The sequence below is a fragment of the Paenibacillus sp. FSL W8-0194 genome (genome assembly GCF_037969745.1).
Lineage (GTDB): Bacteria > Bacillota > Bacilli > Paenibacillales > Paenibacillaceae > Paenibacillus_AQ > Paenibacillus_AQ cookii.
Genome location: NZ_CP150205.1, coordinates 1,063,047 through 1,078,643 on the forward strand (window position 1 = coordinate 1,063,047; position 15,597 = coordinate 1,078,643).

The 15,597-nt window shown below is 55.1% G+C and carries 12 protein-coding genes; 11 read left to right on the top strand and 1 reads right to left on the bottom strand.

Going from position 1 to position 15,597, the window contains the following annotated elements; translation table 11 throughout:
• Nucleotides 1-190: 190 nt before the first annotated feature.
• The 6 genes from MKY58_RS04475 to MKY58_RS04500 all read left to right on the top strand — a co-directional run bounded on the left by MKY58_RS04475 (nt 191) and on the right by MKY58_RS04500 (nt 6,051).
• Nucleotides 191-802 (top strand): glycerol-3-phosphate responsive antiterminator, encoded by a 612-nt coding sequence (locus tag MKY58_RS04475; protein ID WP_339323632.1) that lies wholly within the window; start codon nt 191-193, stop codon nt 800-802.
• A 178-nt stretch (nt 803-980) separates the two neighbouring features.
• On the top strand, nt 981-2,294 hold the full coding sequence (locus tag MKY58_RS04480; protein ID WP_246537234.1) for an ABC transporter substrate-binding protein: 1,314 nt from the start codon (nt 981-983) through the stop codon (nt 2,292-2,294).
• A gap of 17 nt (nt 2,295-2,311) precedes the next feature.
• Nucleotides 2,312-3,193, top strand: a complete 882-nt coding sequence (locus MKY58_RS04485; protein WP_339323633.1) for an HAD family hydrolase — start codon at nt 2,312-2,314, stop codon at nt 3,191-3,193.
• Nucleotides 3,175-4,248, top strand: coding sequence for an ABC transporter ATP-binding protein (locus tag MKY58_RS04490; protein WP_212952397.1), 1,074 nt, complete (start codon nt 3,175-3,177; stop codon nt 4,246-4,248). The genes MKY58_RS04485 and MKY58_RS04490 overlap by 19 nt, the downstream gene beginning before the upstream one ends.
• Nucleotides 4,245-5,117 (top strand): sugar ABC transporter permease, encoded by an 873-nt coding sequence (locus tag MKY58_RS04495; protein ID WP_339323634.1) that lies wholly within the window; start codon nt 4,245-4,247, stop codon nt 5,115-5,117. The genes MKY58_RS04490 and MKY58_RS04495 overlap by 4 nt, the downstream gene beginning before the upstream one ends.
• 115 nt (nt 5,118-5,232) lie before the next feature.
• The gene (locus MKY58_RS04500) at nt 5,233-6,051 is read left to right on the top strand and encodes a carbohydrate ABC transporter permease (RefSeq protein ID WP_339325051.1); all 819 of its coding nucleotides are present in this window, start codon (nt 5,233-5,235) and stop codon (nt 6,049-6,051) included.
• Between the two features lie 124 nt (nt 6,052-6,175).
• On the opposite strand, the gene MKY58_RS04505 is transcribed toward MKY58_RS04500, so the two are convergent.
• Nucleotides 6,176-6,802, bottom strand: a complete 627-nt coding sequence (locus MKY58_RS04505; RefSeq protein WP_339323635.1) for a DUF3298 domain-containing protein — start codon at nt 6,800-6,802, stop codon at nt 6,176-6,178.
• Nucleotides 6,803-7,220: 418 nt separating this feature from the next.
• Here MKY58_RS04505 and MKY58_RS04510 point away from each other — a divergent pair, with 418 nt between their 5' ends.
• From MKY58_RS04510 to MKY58_RS04530, 5 genes are all read left to right on the top strand, one after another.
• The gene (locus MKY58_RS04510) at nt 7,221-8,414 is read left to right on the top strand and encodes an amino acid deaminase/aldolase (RefSeq protein WP_339323636.1); all 1,194 of its coding nucleotides are present in this window, start codon (nt 7,221-7,223) and stop codon (nt 8,412-8,414) included.
• Nucleotides 8,402-9,718: a D-arabinono-1,4-lactone oxidase gene (locus MKY58_RS04515; RefSeq protein WP_339323637.1), complete on the top strand. Its 1,317-nt coding sequence runs from the start codon at nt 8,402-8,404 to the stop codon at nt 9,716-9,718. Before MKY58_RS04510 ends, MKY58_RS04515 begins: the two co-directional genes overlap by 13 nt.
• Nucleotides 9,719-9,963: 245 nt before the next feature.
• Nucleotides 9,964-11,844: a molecular chaperone HtpG gene (gene htpG, locus MKY58_RS04520; protein ID WP_339323638.1), complete on the top strand. Its 1,881-nt coding sequence runs from the start codon at nt 9,964-9,966 to the stop codon at nt 11,842-11,844.
• 327 nt (nt 11,845-12,171) lie between these two features.
• On the top strand, nt 12,172-13,314 hold the full coding sequence (locus MKY58_RS04525) for an SEC-C metal-binding domain-containing protein (protein ID WP_339323639.1): 1,143 nt from the start codon (nt 12,172-12,174) through the stop codon (nt 13,312-13,314).
• Between the two features lie 371 nt (nt 13,315-13,685).
• Nucleotides 13,686-15,392 (top strand): trehalase family glycosidase, encoded by a 1,707-nt coding sequence (locus tag MKY58_RS04530; RefSeq protein WP_339323640.1) that lies wholly within the window; start codon nt 13,686-13,688, stop codon nt 15,390-15,392.
• The last annotated feature ends 205 nt before the right edge of the window (nt 15,393-15,597 follow it).

A 15,597-nucleotide genomic window follows, 5' to 3' on the forward strand; every position in this document is an offset into this window, starting at 1 on the left:
GGCTTTTTTCGCGATCCGCTCCCCGAGCCTTAAGTTTTTGCCTGCCAACGTTTACAAAACGATGAGCCTCATTTTACCTTAAGGAAACCTTTAACGCGTACGATGGATGGGAAGGGACAAGGACTGAAAAAAGCCGTCGACAAGCGAAATGATGACGCTAATTGCAAATGGAACCAAGGAGGCTGCAGCAATGAAGGATGCGATCACCAAGGAGGATTTTTGCCGGGGGCTCGAAAAACATAAACGCATCGCTTCCATCAAAGATCCTCGGCATATCGAGCTGGCCCTTCGCCGGCGGGATCAGCTGAGCGGCGTTTTTCTGCTGATGGGGCATATCGGCGTCGTCAAAGGGTACGTCAACGTATTCAAGGAGCACGGCCTGCCCGTGTTTATGCATCTGGAGAAAATCGGCGGTCTCAGCACCGACCGCTACGGCCTGGAATATTTGGCTAAAAGCATCCGGCCGTCCGGGGTGATTTCTACCAAAACGAACATCGTCAAAAACGCGAAAAAAATGGGGCTGATCACCATCCAGCGTTTTTTTCTCGTCGACAGCGAAGGGCTGGACAACATCGCCAAAAGCCTCTCGCAAACCGAACCGGATATCATCGAACTGATGCCTGCCCGGATTCCGGACATCATCTGCAAGGTGAAGTCTTTTACGTCGCTCCCCATCATTACGGGAGGCTTATTGTACGAAGAAGCGCACGCCGAAGCCTGCCTGAACCATGGCGCAACCGCCATTTCTTCTTCCCGGCCGGAGCTGTGGGGCATACCGGAACGAAATTTGACCGAAAATTAATGCATCGCGGGAACAGATTTAACAGTTGTCCATTAATCTGGTATCGACAAGTAAATAAACCGGTTGGAGTCTTGGAGAAACCTGATCTGCTGCGGCTGGCGCATGTTGCCGTTCGTTTTTCGGGTTTCTTTTTGCTACTTCCGGCCTGATTTTACAAAAAAAGGGTGGAGGAATGACTGTGTTCAAGAAGAAGGTAACGGCTTTTACGCTTGCGGCGTTGATGGCGGTGTCTTTGGCGGGCTGCGGTTCGGGCGGAGGCGATGCGGCCGAAGTCGAAGGGAAAGCTGAAGCGGCTGCGCCGGCCAAAAAGGTGGTCATCAAATACTGGTACGCCTACGGGGACAAAATCGAGGAAGCGAAGCTGCACATGGTCAAAACCTTTAACGAATCGCAGGACAAATACGAGGTCGTGGCCGAACATCAAGGCAAATACGACGATCTTCATGCCAAAGTGCAGGCCGCGTTTGCCGCGGGCAACGCCCCGGCCGTGACGGATCTCGAGATCGCTTCGACCGGCGTGTTCGCCAATTCCGGCATGCTGGAAGAGCTGACGCCGTACGTGGAAAAGGATAAGGATCAGGTCAAGCTGGACGATTTTATTCCGGGTTTGATGGGGAACGCCTACGTCAACGGCAAGCTGTACGGGCTTCCTTTTATGCGCAGCACCCCGATTATGTATAAAAACGTGACGATGCTGAAAGACGCCGGGTTGGACCCTGCCGGCCCGAAAACGTGGCAGGAGCTGGAGGAATACTCGCGCGTGCTGAAGGCAAAAGGCAAGTTCGGCATGACGGTTCCGGTGGATATCTGGTTTTACGAAGCGCTGGTGGCCCAAAGCGGCGGGCAGATGTTAAGCGAGGACGGCAAAAAAGCGGCTTTCAACGAAGCGCCGGGAGTCGCGGCGGTCGAGTTTTGGAAAAAGCTCTCCAGCGAAGGCCTGATCAAAATGCCGGTCGGCGATGAGGCCGGAGCGACCGCGGACAAGGATTGGGCGAACCAAATTTCCGCCTTCAAGTTCGGTTCGACCGCAGGCGTGGCGGAGAGCCTGGAAATCGCCCAGGGCAACGGCTTTGAGCTGCAAACGGCGTTCATGCCCGCCAACAAGGATTACGGCGTTCCGACCGGCGGCTGCCAGCTTGTCATGACCTCGAAGAGCAAACCCGAAGAGAAGGAAGCGGCATGGGAGTTTATCAAGTGGATGACCTCCAAAGAAAACACGATTTACCAGCACAAACACGTCGGTTACTTGCCGACGCGCACGTCCGCGGTCGAAAGCGAAGAGCTGCAGGAACACTTTAAGCAATATCCGCAGTACAAGGTAGCCGTCGACCAGCTTCAATACGCAAGACCGCGCCCGATGGAGAACGCTTATCCGGAAGTGGCGGACATTTTGGGCGATGCGATCGAAAAGGCGATCATCGATCCGAAGACGACCCCGCAGGACGCGCTCAATGAAGCGGCTGAAAAAGCAAACAAACTGCTCGGCAAATAGAAAGGAACATGTCCGGTATGACGGAAGACAACTGGTTGGGAAAGATCAAGGTCGTTATTTTCGATATGGACGGCACGTTGTATCAGGAAGATACCTTCATGGAGCGGTATATCCGATATCTGCTCGAAGGAACGGAGCATGAAGCGGATACGGAGGCGGCCATAAGCATGGGAAAAGCGATCCGGTCCGGGGAGCATTTTTTCGGGTTCGGCCACTTTTACCATCTGAAGGACGATCTCCTGGTCGTTCGGCTGGAGGACGGATTGGCACGGGGATATGCATGGGACGGTTCATCCGTCCCGATGCGCAAAAAAGTTTACAAATTCGATTCGATCCTGGACGGGGAACTGCTTCATCTCGGCGATCCGTGGTGCATTGCGGCCATGTTCAGCCATAAATACAAGCTGCCGGCCATGAAGCTGGACGAAGCTTTTAACAGAGTGCGTCGAGAAATGCTGGCTGCTCCGCACCGCTTCGAGGTTCACGGCGGTTTGATGCAGGCGATCGGAGAGCTCGGCGTGAAAAAAAGGGTGCTCATGACCAATACCCATCAGGCATCGGGCGCCGAATTTCTGGAGTTTATGCGAATCGGGCATGTTTTCGATGAAATTTGCTGCGGGGCGGGAAAGCCGGCGGGGTTGGACGCTTATTTGGCTTCCTTGCTGCGGCAGGGATACCAAGCGGATGAGATTTTGTCGGTCGGCGACAACCCGTGGAACGATTTGCATCCGGCGAAGCGGATCGGGGGCAGAACCTGCTTCATTTCCCCGTATCCAAGCCGCGACGCCGAGGCATGGGATGTGCGGCTGACGACGCTTGACGAACTGGAATGGCTCTTGCGTGCCCTGAACAAGCGGAAAACGAAGGAGGAGATGCATGTATGGCACGAATCCTGCTAAAAGGAATCAGCAAAACATTCAAGGATGAAACGGTGATTCAGGATTTGAACCTGGAGATCAAAGACGGTTCTTTTACGGTGCTGGTCGGACCCTCGGGCTGCGGCAAATCGACCACGCTGCGCATGGTTGCCGGTCTGGAGAAGCAAAGCGGGGGAGAAATTTGGATCGACGATACGTGCGTGAACGATACGCCGCCCGGCATGCGGGACGTCGCCATGGTATTCCAAAACTATGCGCTGTATCCGACCATGACCGTCCGCGGCAACATTGAGTTCGGACTGAAAAACAGGGGCGTGCCCCGAAACGAGCGCGATAAGCTCGTCAAGGACATTTCCGAGATCGTCGGGCTCGCCCCTTTCCTGGACAAAAAGCCGCAAAGCCTTTCCGGCGGGCAGCGCCAACGGGTCGCGCTCGCGCGCGCCATGGTGAAAAAGCCGAAGGTATTCATTCTCGACGAGCCGCTTTCCAATCTGGACGCCAAGCTGCGCAATCAGATGCGGACGGAGCTGATCCAGCTTCACAAGCGGCTGGGCACGACATTCGTCTACGTGACCCACGATCAGGTGGAGGCGATGTCGATGGGAGACGAAATCGTCGTCATGAACAAGGGAGCGATCCAGCAGGCGGATTCGCCGATGAAGCTTTACCAGGACCCGGCCAACCTGTTTACCGCCCAATTTATCGGCACGCCCGCGATGAATATCATCGACATGCAGGGCATGAAAGGTCTGAACATCCGCTCGGACCGTCCGGTCGGTTTCATCGGTTTCCGGCCCGAACAGGGGCTGCTGAACCCCGATCGCCCGGTGGAAGGGCTTGTCTTGAAAGGGGATATCCTGACCCGCGAGAGCCTGGGCGCGGAGAACATTTACCAAATCCGTTCGGATGCCGGAACGTTTTTCGTCAAAACCTTCCTGAGGCCGCTGGAGCCTGCGGACGCGGTAACCGTAGCGGTTCCGCATGACCAGCTTTATTATTTCGGCCCGGACGGCGGCAGAATATACGGGGCCGGGATGCAGGAGAGGGCACTTATTGCCGGGGGCGCGATCGTATGACGGTTTGGCATAAACTTCGTCCCTACGGCATGGTTGCTCCGGCCATCATCGTTTTTTCGCTGTTTTTTATTTATCCGATCTTCTACATGATTTATTTGAGCTTCTACGACTGGAATTTCATCAGTCCGACGAAAACGTTCGTCGGGATTCAAAATTTCGTGGATTTGTTGTCCGAACCGGAATTCATGCAGGTGCTTTCCAATACGACCGTTTACACGGTTTTGACGGTTACGCTGACGACGGCGTTGTCGCTGCTGCTGGCCTTGTGGCTCAACCGCGGCAATTTCTTTTACGGCATCGTGCAGGGGGCGATTTTCAGCCCGCATATCATTTCGCTCGTGTCCATTTCGCTGCTGTGGAGCTGGCTGATGGACCCGGAATACGGGCTGCTCAATTGGGTGATCGGCTTGTTCGGCTTCGGAAAGCTGCAATGGCTGTCGCACCCGAGCACCTCGCTCGTCTCGCTGGTCATCGTCGCGGTATGGAAAGGCATCGGGTACAACACGCTGGTGTTTATCGCCGGTCTGCAGAGCATTCCCGCCGATATTTACGAGGCGGCTTCCCTGGACCGCTCCCGGCCGTGGACGACGTTTACGAAGCTGATTTTGCCGATGCTGTCGCCGACGATCTTTTTCCTGGTCATCATCAACATGATCGGTTCCTTCCAGGTGTTCGAAACGATCGCCATCATGACCCAGGGCGGGCCGGTCAATTCCACGAACACGCTCGTGTACTACATTTACGAATACGGCTTCCGGTTCTTTAAAATCGGGTATGCTTCCGCGGCAGGCGTCATTTTGCTGGTCATTGTCGGCATCCTGACGATCATCTACTTCAAACTGCTGTCGAACCGGGTTCATTACCGTTAAGAAAGAGGTGTAACGCTTGAAAGCCGCAAACCGCGCCATCGAAGGCCCGATCCGGGCTGCCGCCGGCACGCCCATGAACGGGATCCGGTCGAAACGGGCTCTGCTGCGCACGATCATGAACGTCGTGCTCCGCCTTGCGAACGCTGCCGGACTTCTGCTGCTGGTGCTCATTTTTGCCCTGCCGTTTGTCTGGATGCTGTCCACGTCGCTCAAAACGCTGCCGGAGACGATGATATTTCCGCCGGAATGGATTCCGCGGAATCCCGTCTGGAAAAACTACGTCGACGCCTGGAACACGGGGCCGTTCCTGCATTACATTACGAACAGCGTCATCATCGCCGTAAGCATCCTTTTGCTGCAAATGCTGACGATCATTCCGGCTTCCTATGCGTTTGCCAGATATAAGTTTGCCGGATCGGGCTTTTTGTTCAGCATCGTCATGGTGACGCTGATGATTCCGAGTCAATTGATCTTCCTGCCCGTCTATTTGGAGCTGAGCGCCTTCAAGCTGCTCAACACCCATCTGGGCCTCATTTTGCCATTCGCGTCAAGCGCCTTCGGCATCTTCCTGCTGCGGCAGGCGTTCCGGCAAATTTCCGATGAGCTGATCGAAGCCGCAAGGCTGGATCAGGCGGCGGAGTGGAAAATCATCGTCCGGATCATGGTGCCGATGGTGAAGCCGGTGCTTGTCACGTTCGCCTTGTTCAGCTTTATCGCCCACTGGAACGATTATTTCTGGCCGCTGGTCATGACGACGAACGAAACCGCCAGAACGCTGCCGATCGGCATTGCCAAAATCCGCGAGGTCGAAGGCGTGGGCACCTGGAATATTTTGATGGCGGGCAACCTGATTCTCGTGGCGCCGATTCTCGTCGTGTTTTTCTTGTCGCAGCGCCAAATTATCAAAGCTTTCGTCTATAATGGCGTCAAATAACCGCAGTTTCATGGAAGCTTGAAAGCCGATGCCGCCTGCAAAAGCTGCCTGCACCGCCGTTTCCGGCGGTATAGGGCGGCTTTTTTGGCGTGTGTGCATCCCTGCCGGGGCTGCCGCTATCGCATTAAGCGATATCCGCCGCGAGCACCGTAAGCGGTCCTTCTTCGGCAGCGATGTTCTGCAGGTCGTAGACCGACACCGGAAACATCGGAAACCCCGCATAATAGGGCGCAATCGAATACTGCGGGTAAAACACGACGAGCGTTTTATCGGCCACATAATAATCCTGGGTCGGCTGGACCGTTACCGTCGTTCCTTCCAGCATGGGGAGGTTCCTTTTGCGGATCTGGGCGTTGATCTCCGACGTCAGCTTCGCTTGATAGTTCGAGCCGGGCTGGAACAGGTCGGCCAGCGCGTAAGAAGCGCCGGTGCGGGTATTGAAGGTCAATCCCTTGGCAACGGTATAGCCGTGGGCCATGGGAGCGGAGTATGTGTAGTTGCTGAGCACCAGGCTGAGAATGCCGCGCTCGTTCGTTTTGATTTCGAAATTTCCGGTCGTTTGCGGGTGGCTTCCGGTCTGGACATGCTGCTGAATTCGCTGCATTTCCTGGATCTGCCCGATGATCGCGCGGTTGATTCGCTCCTCGGCTTGGGGGCTCGCCAGTCCGGCGACCTGGGGATATTGGATCCGGATGCCGGGGGCGTCATAAGCAAGGGTTCGCACTTGAACGGGAGGCTCGTAAAGAGGCATTGCAATCGCTCCTAATCAGGTTCGTATGTTTGCTGCAATAGCCTATTCGCAAGCCCGCTTCTTCGTGACTTCCGGGCGGCCGGTGCCGGGCGGGAAGCACGCGAAAAGAACCGATTGCCCGCATTCTCCTTTTCCGCTAAAATAAGGATAATTTACATGCCTCAAGAATCATTTTCGCTTCCACATGACCGCTTGATCGATCGACCTCAATTTTCGACGACTCCGCAAGCCTATTTTCCAGTTAACGGACATATCGTTTAGATACCCTTAATAAGACGTAGCAGCTCATATTTGTTCTTTTGAAATGACAGCGCTTTCTTAATTTCGATCCGCCGCGTCTCACGTTTGTTTCCATTCATTCGTTCCATTTTCCGGTTTTATTGCCCGCGCCGGCAGACGTTTCAGAAGGAGGGAGAAGATGGATCGCGGTTATGCCTATTATAAAAAGGCGTTTGAGGGCATTCCCAAACCTTTCGCTTACGTGGACCTGGATTTGTTTGACGAAAATATCCGGAACATCCTGAAGCGGGCAGGCGCCAAAAACCTGCGCATCGCCACCAAGTCGGTCCGAAGCGTCGCTTTGCTGAAGCGGATACTTCATCGGAGCCCGGTTTTTTGCGGAGTGATGTGCTTTTCGCCGCAGGAGGCCATATATCTGGTAAAACAGGGATTGGATGATATCGTGATGGGTTATCCCGTGTGGGAGCCGTCCGCGCTGTCCGGCCTGGCCGAGCTCATCCGCCGGGGCAAATCGGTTACGCTGATGGTCGATTCGATCGCGCATATCGAGCATCTCGAACGCATCGCGGCGAGGCATGGCGTACGTTTCCCCGTATGTCTCGACATGGACATGTCGATGGACGTTCCGGGGCTGCATTTCGGCGTGTGGCGCTCGCCGATCCGGACCGTTGCCGAGGCGGAGCCGGTCGTGGAGAGAATCCTCTCCTCCCGCATGGTGATGCTGGACGGCGTCATGGGGTACGAAGCCCAAATTGCCGGGGTAGGCGACCATTATCCGAACAGCGGCCCGAAAAACAGGCTGGTGCAAACGCTGAAGCGGCGATCCGTCCGGCAGGTCGCAGGCAAAAGGGCGGCGCTGGTCGCCATGATCGAAGACGCGTTGGGGGCGCCTCTGCGTTTCGTAAACGGCGGCGGCACGGGAAGCTTGCATACGACGGTCCTGGAGGAAGCGGTGACGGAGGTGACGGTCGGCTCCGGGTTCTTTGCGCCGGCGTTATTCGACAATTACAAAGATTTCCGTTATCTGCCCTCGGCGGGTTTCGCCGTTGAAATCGTGCGCCAGCCTAGCAAACAGTTGTATACCTGTCTCGGGGGCGGATATACGGCTTCGGGAGCCGCCGGCAAAGATAAGCTGCCGAAACCTTATTTGCCGGCAGGCGCGTCCCTGATGCCGCTGGAAGGCGCGGGGGAAGTGCAAACCCCCGTAAAGTACGAAGGGGAGGAGCCGCTCATGCTGGGCGATCCGGTTTTTTTCCGGCATGCGAAGGCCGGGGAGTTATGCGAACGGTTCAATCATCTGTACGGCGTATCGAAAGGCAAAATCGTTGAAAAAATCACGACGTACCGGGGGGATGGACAATGCTTTCTTTGAACGAAAACCGGAAGGTATGGAGGAACTGGTCGGGAACCGTCCGCACCATGCCAAGGCATGTCGCGTATCCGACCGGGGTCGATGAAATCGCGGCTTTGGTCCAGTCCTGCGCCAAGGAAGGCAAAGGCATCCGCGTCATCGGGGCAGGCCATTCCTTTACGCCGCTGGTCGAGACCGGGGACGTCCTGCTTTCGCTGGACCACCTGGCCGGCGTCGAGCCGGTGGACGAAAGCACGCGCAGCGTCTGGATCTGGGCGGGGACGAGACTAAAGGACATCAGCGAAGCGCTGCACAAGCAGGGCTGGGCGCAGGAAAACCTCGGCGACATCGACGTCCAGTCGATCGGGGGCGCGATCGGAACCGGAACGCACGGAACGGGAATAAGGTTCGGTTCTCTATCGACGCAGCTGCTGGAAGCCCAGGTAGTGACGGCGTCCGGCGAGCTGCTGACATGCAGCGAGGAACAGAACCGCGAGCTGTTCAAGGCGCTTCAGGTTTCGCTCGGGATGCTGGGGATCGTGGTGAAGGTCCGCATCCGCGTCGTTCCCCGAACGGTGCTTCACTATAGAAGCATGCGCCTGTCCATGGACGAATGTTTCGAAAGGCTGGCAGAGCTCCGGGACCAGCATGACCATTTCGAATTTTTTTGGTTCCCCCATACCGATACCGTCCAGGTGAAGCTGTTGGATGAAACGGATGAAAAGCCGTCCGAAAGCCGGTTTTGGCAGCAGGTCAATCAGCTGGTGATGGAAAACGCCTTTTTCGGCATGATGTCGGAAGGCTGCCGCATCCTGCCGGGACTGTGCAAGCCGGTCAGCCGGTTGTCGGCGCGGTTCGTCCCTACGGGCGAGAACGTGGCGTACAGCCATGAGCTTTTTGCCACGCAGCGGCTCGTGCGTTTCAATGAAATGGAATGCAGCGTGCCGGCGGAGCGGATGGAGGAAGTTGTCCGCGAAATCCGGGCCAAGGTGGCGGCGAAAAAACATGCGGTGCATTTCCCGGTCGAATGCCGCTACGTCAAAGGCGACGACATATGGCTCAGCCCGGCCTACGGCCGCGATTCCGCGTATATTGCCGTGCATATGTACAAAGGGATGGAGCATGAGGCCTATTTCCGGGATGTCGAGGACATTTTCCGCAAACACGGCGGCCGACCGCATTGGGGCAAAATGCATACCCGCACGGCGCGGGAACTTGCAGGCCTGTACCCGAAGTGGGAGGCGTTTTGGGAGATTCGCAAGCAAGCGGACCCGGACGGCCTCTTCCTGAACGATTATTTAAGGAAGCTGTTCGCGCCGGAATAAAGACGGCACAAGCCCGCGAGTTCGCGGGTTTTTATATTTGCACCGTCATTTTGCGCCGGCCGGCCCGTTTCGCGCCAGATGGGCACCACTACGGGGGGGCGCATCGGCGAAAGCCAGGATCACCGGCTTTGAAATCGTCTTCATGTATTGACTTCGAAATTCAAGGTGTGATATATAAAAATAAGAATTAGCACTCATTGTGCGAGAGTGCTAACATACCCATCGAGCCGAAAGGAGCCTGACTCATGATCAAAAAAGAGTTCAAAGCCGAATCGAAACGGCTGCTGGACATGATGATCCACTCGATCTATACGCAGAAGGAAATCTTTTTGAGGGAATTGATCTCCAACGCCAGCGACGCGATCGACAAGATTTATTACAAAGCTCTCACCGACGACAACATCGTCTTCAATAAAGAAGATTATTATATCCGCATTACGCCGGACAAGGACAGCCGCACGCTCACCATTGCGGACACGGGAATCGGCATGACCCAGGAGGAACTGGAAAACAACCTCGGGATCATCGCCAAAAGCGGATCGCTGGCCTTCAAGAACGAAAACGAAGCGAAGGACGGGCACAATATCATCGGCCAGTTCGGCGTCGGCTTTTACTCCGCGTTTATGGTGGCCGACAAGGTAACGGTCATCAGCAAAGCGCTGGGCAGCGACCAGGCTTACCGCTGGGAATCCGAAGGCGCGGACGGCTACACGATCGAACCTTGCGAGAAGGATTCGGTAGGGACGGAAATCATTCTTAAAATCAAACAAAACACCGAAGACGACCGGTACGACGAATTTCTTGAGGAATACCGCCTGAGAACGATCATCAAGAAGTATTCCGACTTCATCCGTTATCCGATCAAAATGGAAGTAAGCGGAAGCCGTCCGAAGGAAGGCGGCGAGGGCGAGTTCGAGGAATACAAGGAAGAGCAAACGATCAACAGCATGGTGCCGATCTGGCGCCGAAACAAAAGCGAGCTGACGAAGGAAGATTACGAGAATTTCTACGCGGAAAAACGCTACGGCTTCGACAAACCGCTGAGCTACGTGCACGTCAAGGCGGACGGCGCCGTCGTGTACAACGCCATTTTGTTCATTCCGGAACGCACGCCTTTCGACTATTACACGAAGGAATACGAAAAAGGCCTCGAGCTGTATTCCAACGGCGTCCTCATCATGGACAAATGCGCGGACCTGCTGCCGGATTACTTCAGCTTCGTCAAAGGGATGGTCGATTCCGAGGATCTGTCCTTGAACATCTCCCGCGAAATGCTGCAGCATGACCGCCAGCTGACGCTCATCGCCAAAAACATCAAAAACAAAATCAAATCCCAGCTCCTGTCCCTCCTGAAGGACGAACGCGAGAAATACGAAACGTTCTACAAAGCGTTCGGCCGGCAGCTTAAATTCGGGGTATACAACGATTACGGCATGAACAAGGACATGTTGTCCGATCTTCTGATGTTCACGTCCTCGAAGGAGAAAAAGCTGGTTACGCTCGATGAATACGTGTCGAGAATGCCTGAGGATCAAAAATATATCTATTACGCTACCGGTACCTCCGTCGAGCGGATCGAGAAGCTGCCGCAAACGGAGCTTGTCCTTGACAAAGGTTACGAAATTCTGTACTTTACCGACGACATCGACGAATTTGCGATCAAGATGCTGATGAACTACAAGGAGAAGGAGTTCAAATCGGTATCGAGCGGCGATCTCGGCATCGAGTCCGAAGCGGACGAAGAGGCGTCCAAAGCCGAAGCGGAAGAGAACAAGGAGCTGTTCGAAGCGATGAAAGAACTGCTTTCCGGCAAAGTGAAGGACGTCAAGGCATCCAAACGCCTGAAGTCCCATCCGGTATGTTTGTCCGCCGAAGGCGAGCTTTCGATCGAAATGGAAAAAGTGCTGAGCGCGATGCCGAGCAGCGAAGGCATCAAGGCCGACAAAATATTGGAGATCAACGTGCAGCACGACGTGTTCAAATCCTTGAAGGAAGCCTTTGACAAAGACCGCGAAAAGCTCGGCTTGTATACGAACCTGTTGTACAACCAGGCGCTGCTGATCGAAGGGCTTCCGATCCAGGACCCAGTCGAATTTACGAACGATATTTGTAAAATCATGGTGTAGCTTTCGTTTCATGAATAGCAGCGTATATTGCCCGGCCTTCCGGAGGCCGGGCGCTTTTGTTGCTTTTCTCCTCGCCGGCATGTTGTAAAATTTTCGGTATGGAAGATGAAACGGCTCGAATAGTGTATAATGTTTAAAGATGCGGCTAAATTCACATGCCCCGGCTGCCGCGGCATGCGATTTAGACGCTCCAGGGTGCGATCTATAAACGAATGAAACGTTTTCGGCCGCTCGATGCCGAAGAGGGTTCTTTGGATTTGCAAAATCGTTGCCTGCATGCTTATCAATCTGGAAGAGGTGTAAATGTTGGAAGACCCAAGGTTACAAATGGAAGAACGTAATATACAGCACGCCATCATTGGAGACGTGATGAACCGTTTGCCGGAAATTCTGCAAAGCCTGACCAAATCAAGACTTTCTTCGCTTGCTGCCGCCAATCAAATTTCCGGACGTTCCAAGATGAAGAAGGAAGAGCTTGCAGATGCTCTTTCAGCATATTTGACCGATCCGGAGCAGCTGCGGCCGATCGTGATGGCGACGGATGCCGATGAATGGGCCCTTCTGGAAAAAGTGATGAATGAGCTGTCCATTCAGGATAATGCGCTGCCTTTCGGACATTATGCGAATTTTCTGGAGCGCGGGCTGGTATTCAGCTTCTTTAACGAAGGCAAGCTGCATGTGCTGATGCCGGAGGAAATCAAAGCGGCCGCATCGCAAATCGGCTTGTCCGAATTGAAAAAAGAGCACGGCTCGAAGCAGGAAGTTTACGATTATATCGCCGCCGCGGCTCATTTGTATGGCGTTATCAAGCTGGACAAGCTTGTTCAAGTATATAATTCGCAGCATGAAGAGTCGATCGCCAAAGAGGAGCTTGCGGCTTGCGCGGGCGAGATGGGCGGTCGCGGTCAAAACATCCTTTTGGCGGGCGACGTTCTGTACAACGGACTGATCGCAGGCAGCGCGGACGAAAACAAGCTGGCCGAGCTGGCGAAAGGGTTGGACGATAAACCGTTTTACGTTCCGGAAAAAGAAGAGCTGCTCCGCTACGCGGATATGGGTTACTTCGAGATGACGCCGCAGCTTGAAGAGCTGCAGGCTTTTGTGCTGAACAATATGTGCAAGGACGCGGAGCGGGTGGAACATCTGCTTGACGACATCCAATGGGCTTGCGTGCAGAAATCCCCGATGCAGGAGCTGATCAATCAGTTTGACCGCCATAAAATCCCGTTCAAAACGCCTGTGCATGCGCAGCGCGTCATTTCCCTGCTGGCGGAAGTGTACAACAACACGAGAATGTGGGCCAACGCCGGTCATACGCTGGTTGAGCTGAGTGCGATGAATGCCATCGATCCGGAGAAAGGGCTCGTCAGACTTGTGGACGACAGCGACAATACCGTTCCCAAAGTCGGAAGAAACGAACCTTGCCCATGCGGAAGCGGATTGAAATACAAGAAATGTCACGGGAAATAACAACATCATCATAAGTTTTGACCAGGCCTTATCCACACCCTGCAGACCTCGGACCGCCCTTCGGTTGTCCGGCTGCAGGGTGTTTTTCGTGTTCATCGGCTTTGTTGATGGACGAAGCGGATTCCGTTCCGGCCACCGGCAACGACGGCGAGCCATTCCAAGCCGAACGCTCAATAACGAATCTCGGAAGGCGGCGGAGACCGGCCTAACATTTATGCCCCGCATGGTCGAACAAAAAGACACCTTTTATGAGGGCGCCCCCGTTATTCCAACAAAATGGCCGCCACTTGAAAACAACTGGCCGTTTCGACCCCTCCCGATCAAGGGTACAATGAAAGCGTTATGATTCCTCTTGACGAAGGAGAACAGCCATGAAATTCGACCTGAGCATCGTGCCCTTCAGCCGGAGAGAAACGTTTCTTGCGGTTTCGCTCCTGCCCGAAGGAAAAAATAGACAGGAAGGCCTGTACCTCCGGACGGTACGGGGCGGAGACGACAAGTTCGGAGAAGCCTTCCGCATCGAACCGGTGGATGCCCTCGGCAGGCTGATTCCGTTTACGGCTGAGGCATCGCCGGAGGCGGTCAAGCTTCAATCGCCCGCGTCCGAAATCTACGCCGACATTTGCATTTCGGACAAACGTACGGTCCGCTTCCGTTCAAAGGGCTGCGGCATCCGGCTGACTTTCATGCCGGCCGCTTACGATTATGCTTACGAAGTGAACGAAGACAGCTGGGAGATGAACAGCTTCACCCATGAATGCCGCTTTATGCTGACCCGGCTTGCGGGCGCCATGAAGATGGAAGTGCCGTGGGACAAAATCAAAAGCTCCCGCGTCGTCGCCGAGTTCGTTCCGGATCCGGGCATGAACGAAGCGGAGTTTGCCGTCGAGGAATTCCGCACGGTCTGGGAGCCGCGGGCGGCATGGGAGCCGTTTGACGAAGCGGTTCAGTCGGCAAAGGAGGACTTTGTTTCTTGGCTCGATCGAAGTTTGCCCGTGTCCGAGGCTTTCACCGAGGGAAGGGAGCTTGCGGCCTATATTACCTGGTCCTGCCTCGTCCCGGCGGAAGGCTTGCTGACGCGGCCGGCCATGTACATGTCGAAAAACTGGATGACGAATATTTGGAGCTGGGACCACTGCTTTAACGCGATGGCTTTGGTCCGCCATGATCCGAAGCTGGCCTGGGACCAGTTCATGATCTTTTTCGACCGGCAGGACGAAAGCGGGCTGATTCCCGACTTCGTCAACGACAAATACGAGCTGTGGAACTGCAACAAACCGCCGATTCACGGCTGGACGCTCGCCTGGATGATGCAGCGGACGGATTACATCCGGGAGTCTCAGCTGCGCGAAGTATACGGTCCATTGTCCAAATGGACGAAATGGTGGTACCGGTACCGCGACGGGGACGGCGACGGCATTCCGCAGTACAACCACGGCAACGATTCGGGCTGGGACAACAGCACGGCGTTTAATAACGGGATTCCGGTGGAAAGCCCGGATTTGGCGGCGTTCCTGATCCTTCAGGCCGAGCTGCTTGCCGAAATCGCCGGCTTGCTCGGACTTCCGGAAGAATCCTCGGCATGGCGCCGTTTGGCGGAGGATACGCTCGATAACATGATCGCCCATTTTTGGCGGGACGGAAAGTTTATTTCCTGCCGCTCGGGCACGCATGAGCCGTCCGACGGCGACAGCTTGCTGCTGTTCGTGCCGATCGTGCTCGGCAAACGGCTTCCAGAGCCTATCCGCACCGCGCTGCTCGAGGGCTTGCGCGACGAAAGCCGGTTCCTGACGGCCAACGGCTGGGCGACCGAAAGCGTCAGCAGCCCGTATTATACGCCGGACGGATATTGGCGCGGCCCGATTTGGGCGCCGTCGACGATGCTGCTGGTGGAAGGCGTCGCCGCGGCCGGCGATGCCGAGCTGGCCCGCGAAGTATCGCGCCGCTTCTGCCGCATGCTGAACAAAAGCGGCATGGCGGAAAATTTCGACGCCCTGACCGGCGAAGGCCTCCGCGACAGAGCGTTTACCTGGACGTCGAGCGTGTTCCTCATTTTGGGGCATGAATACGCATTTTAAGGGAATATAACGCACTTCTCCCGCTTTTTAAAAGCGTCAAGGGGAAGTGCTTTTCCCGTTTGTCCGGCATGACATCCCGTCTTGCTTCCGCGCCGGATTCACGTCAAAGCCAGCTTATCCGCAACTGGAAAAATGTAAGCGGTACCATCGGAAGCTTTATTTTATCTTCTACGTGTTCGTCCATGCTAGAATGCTGTTATACGCT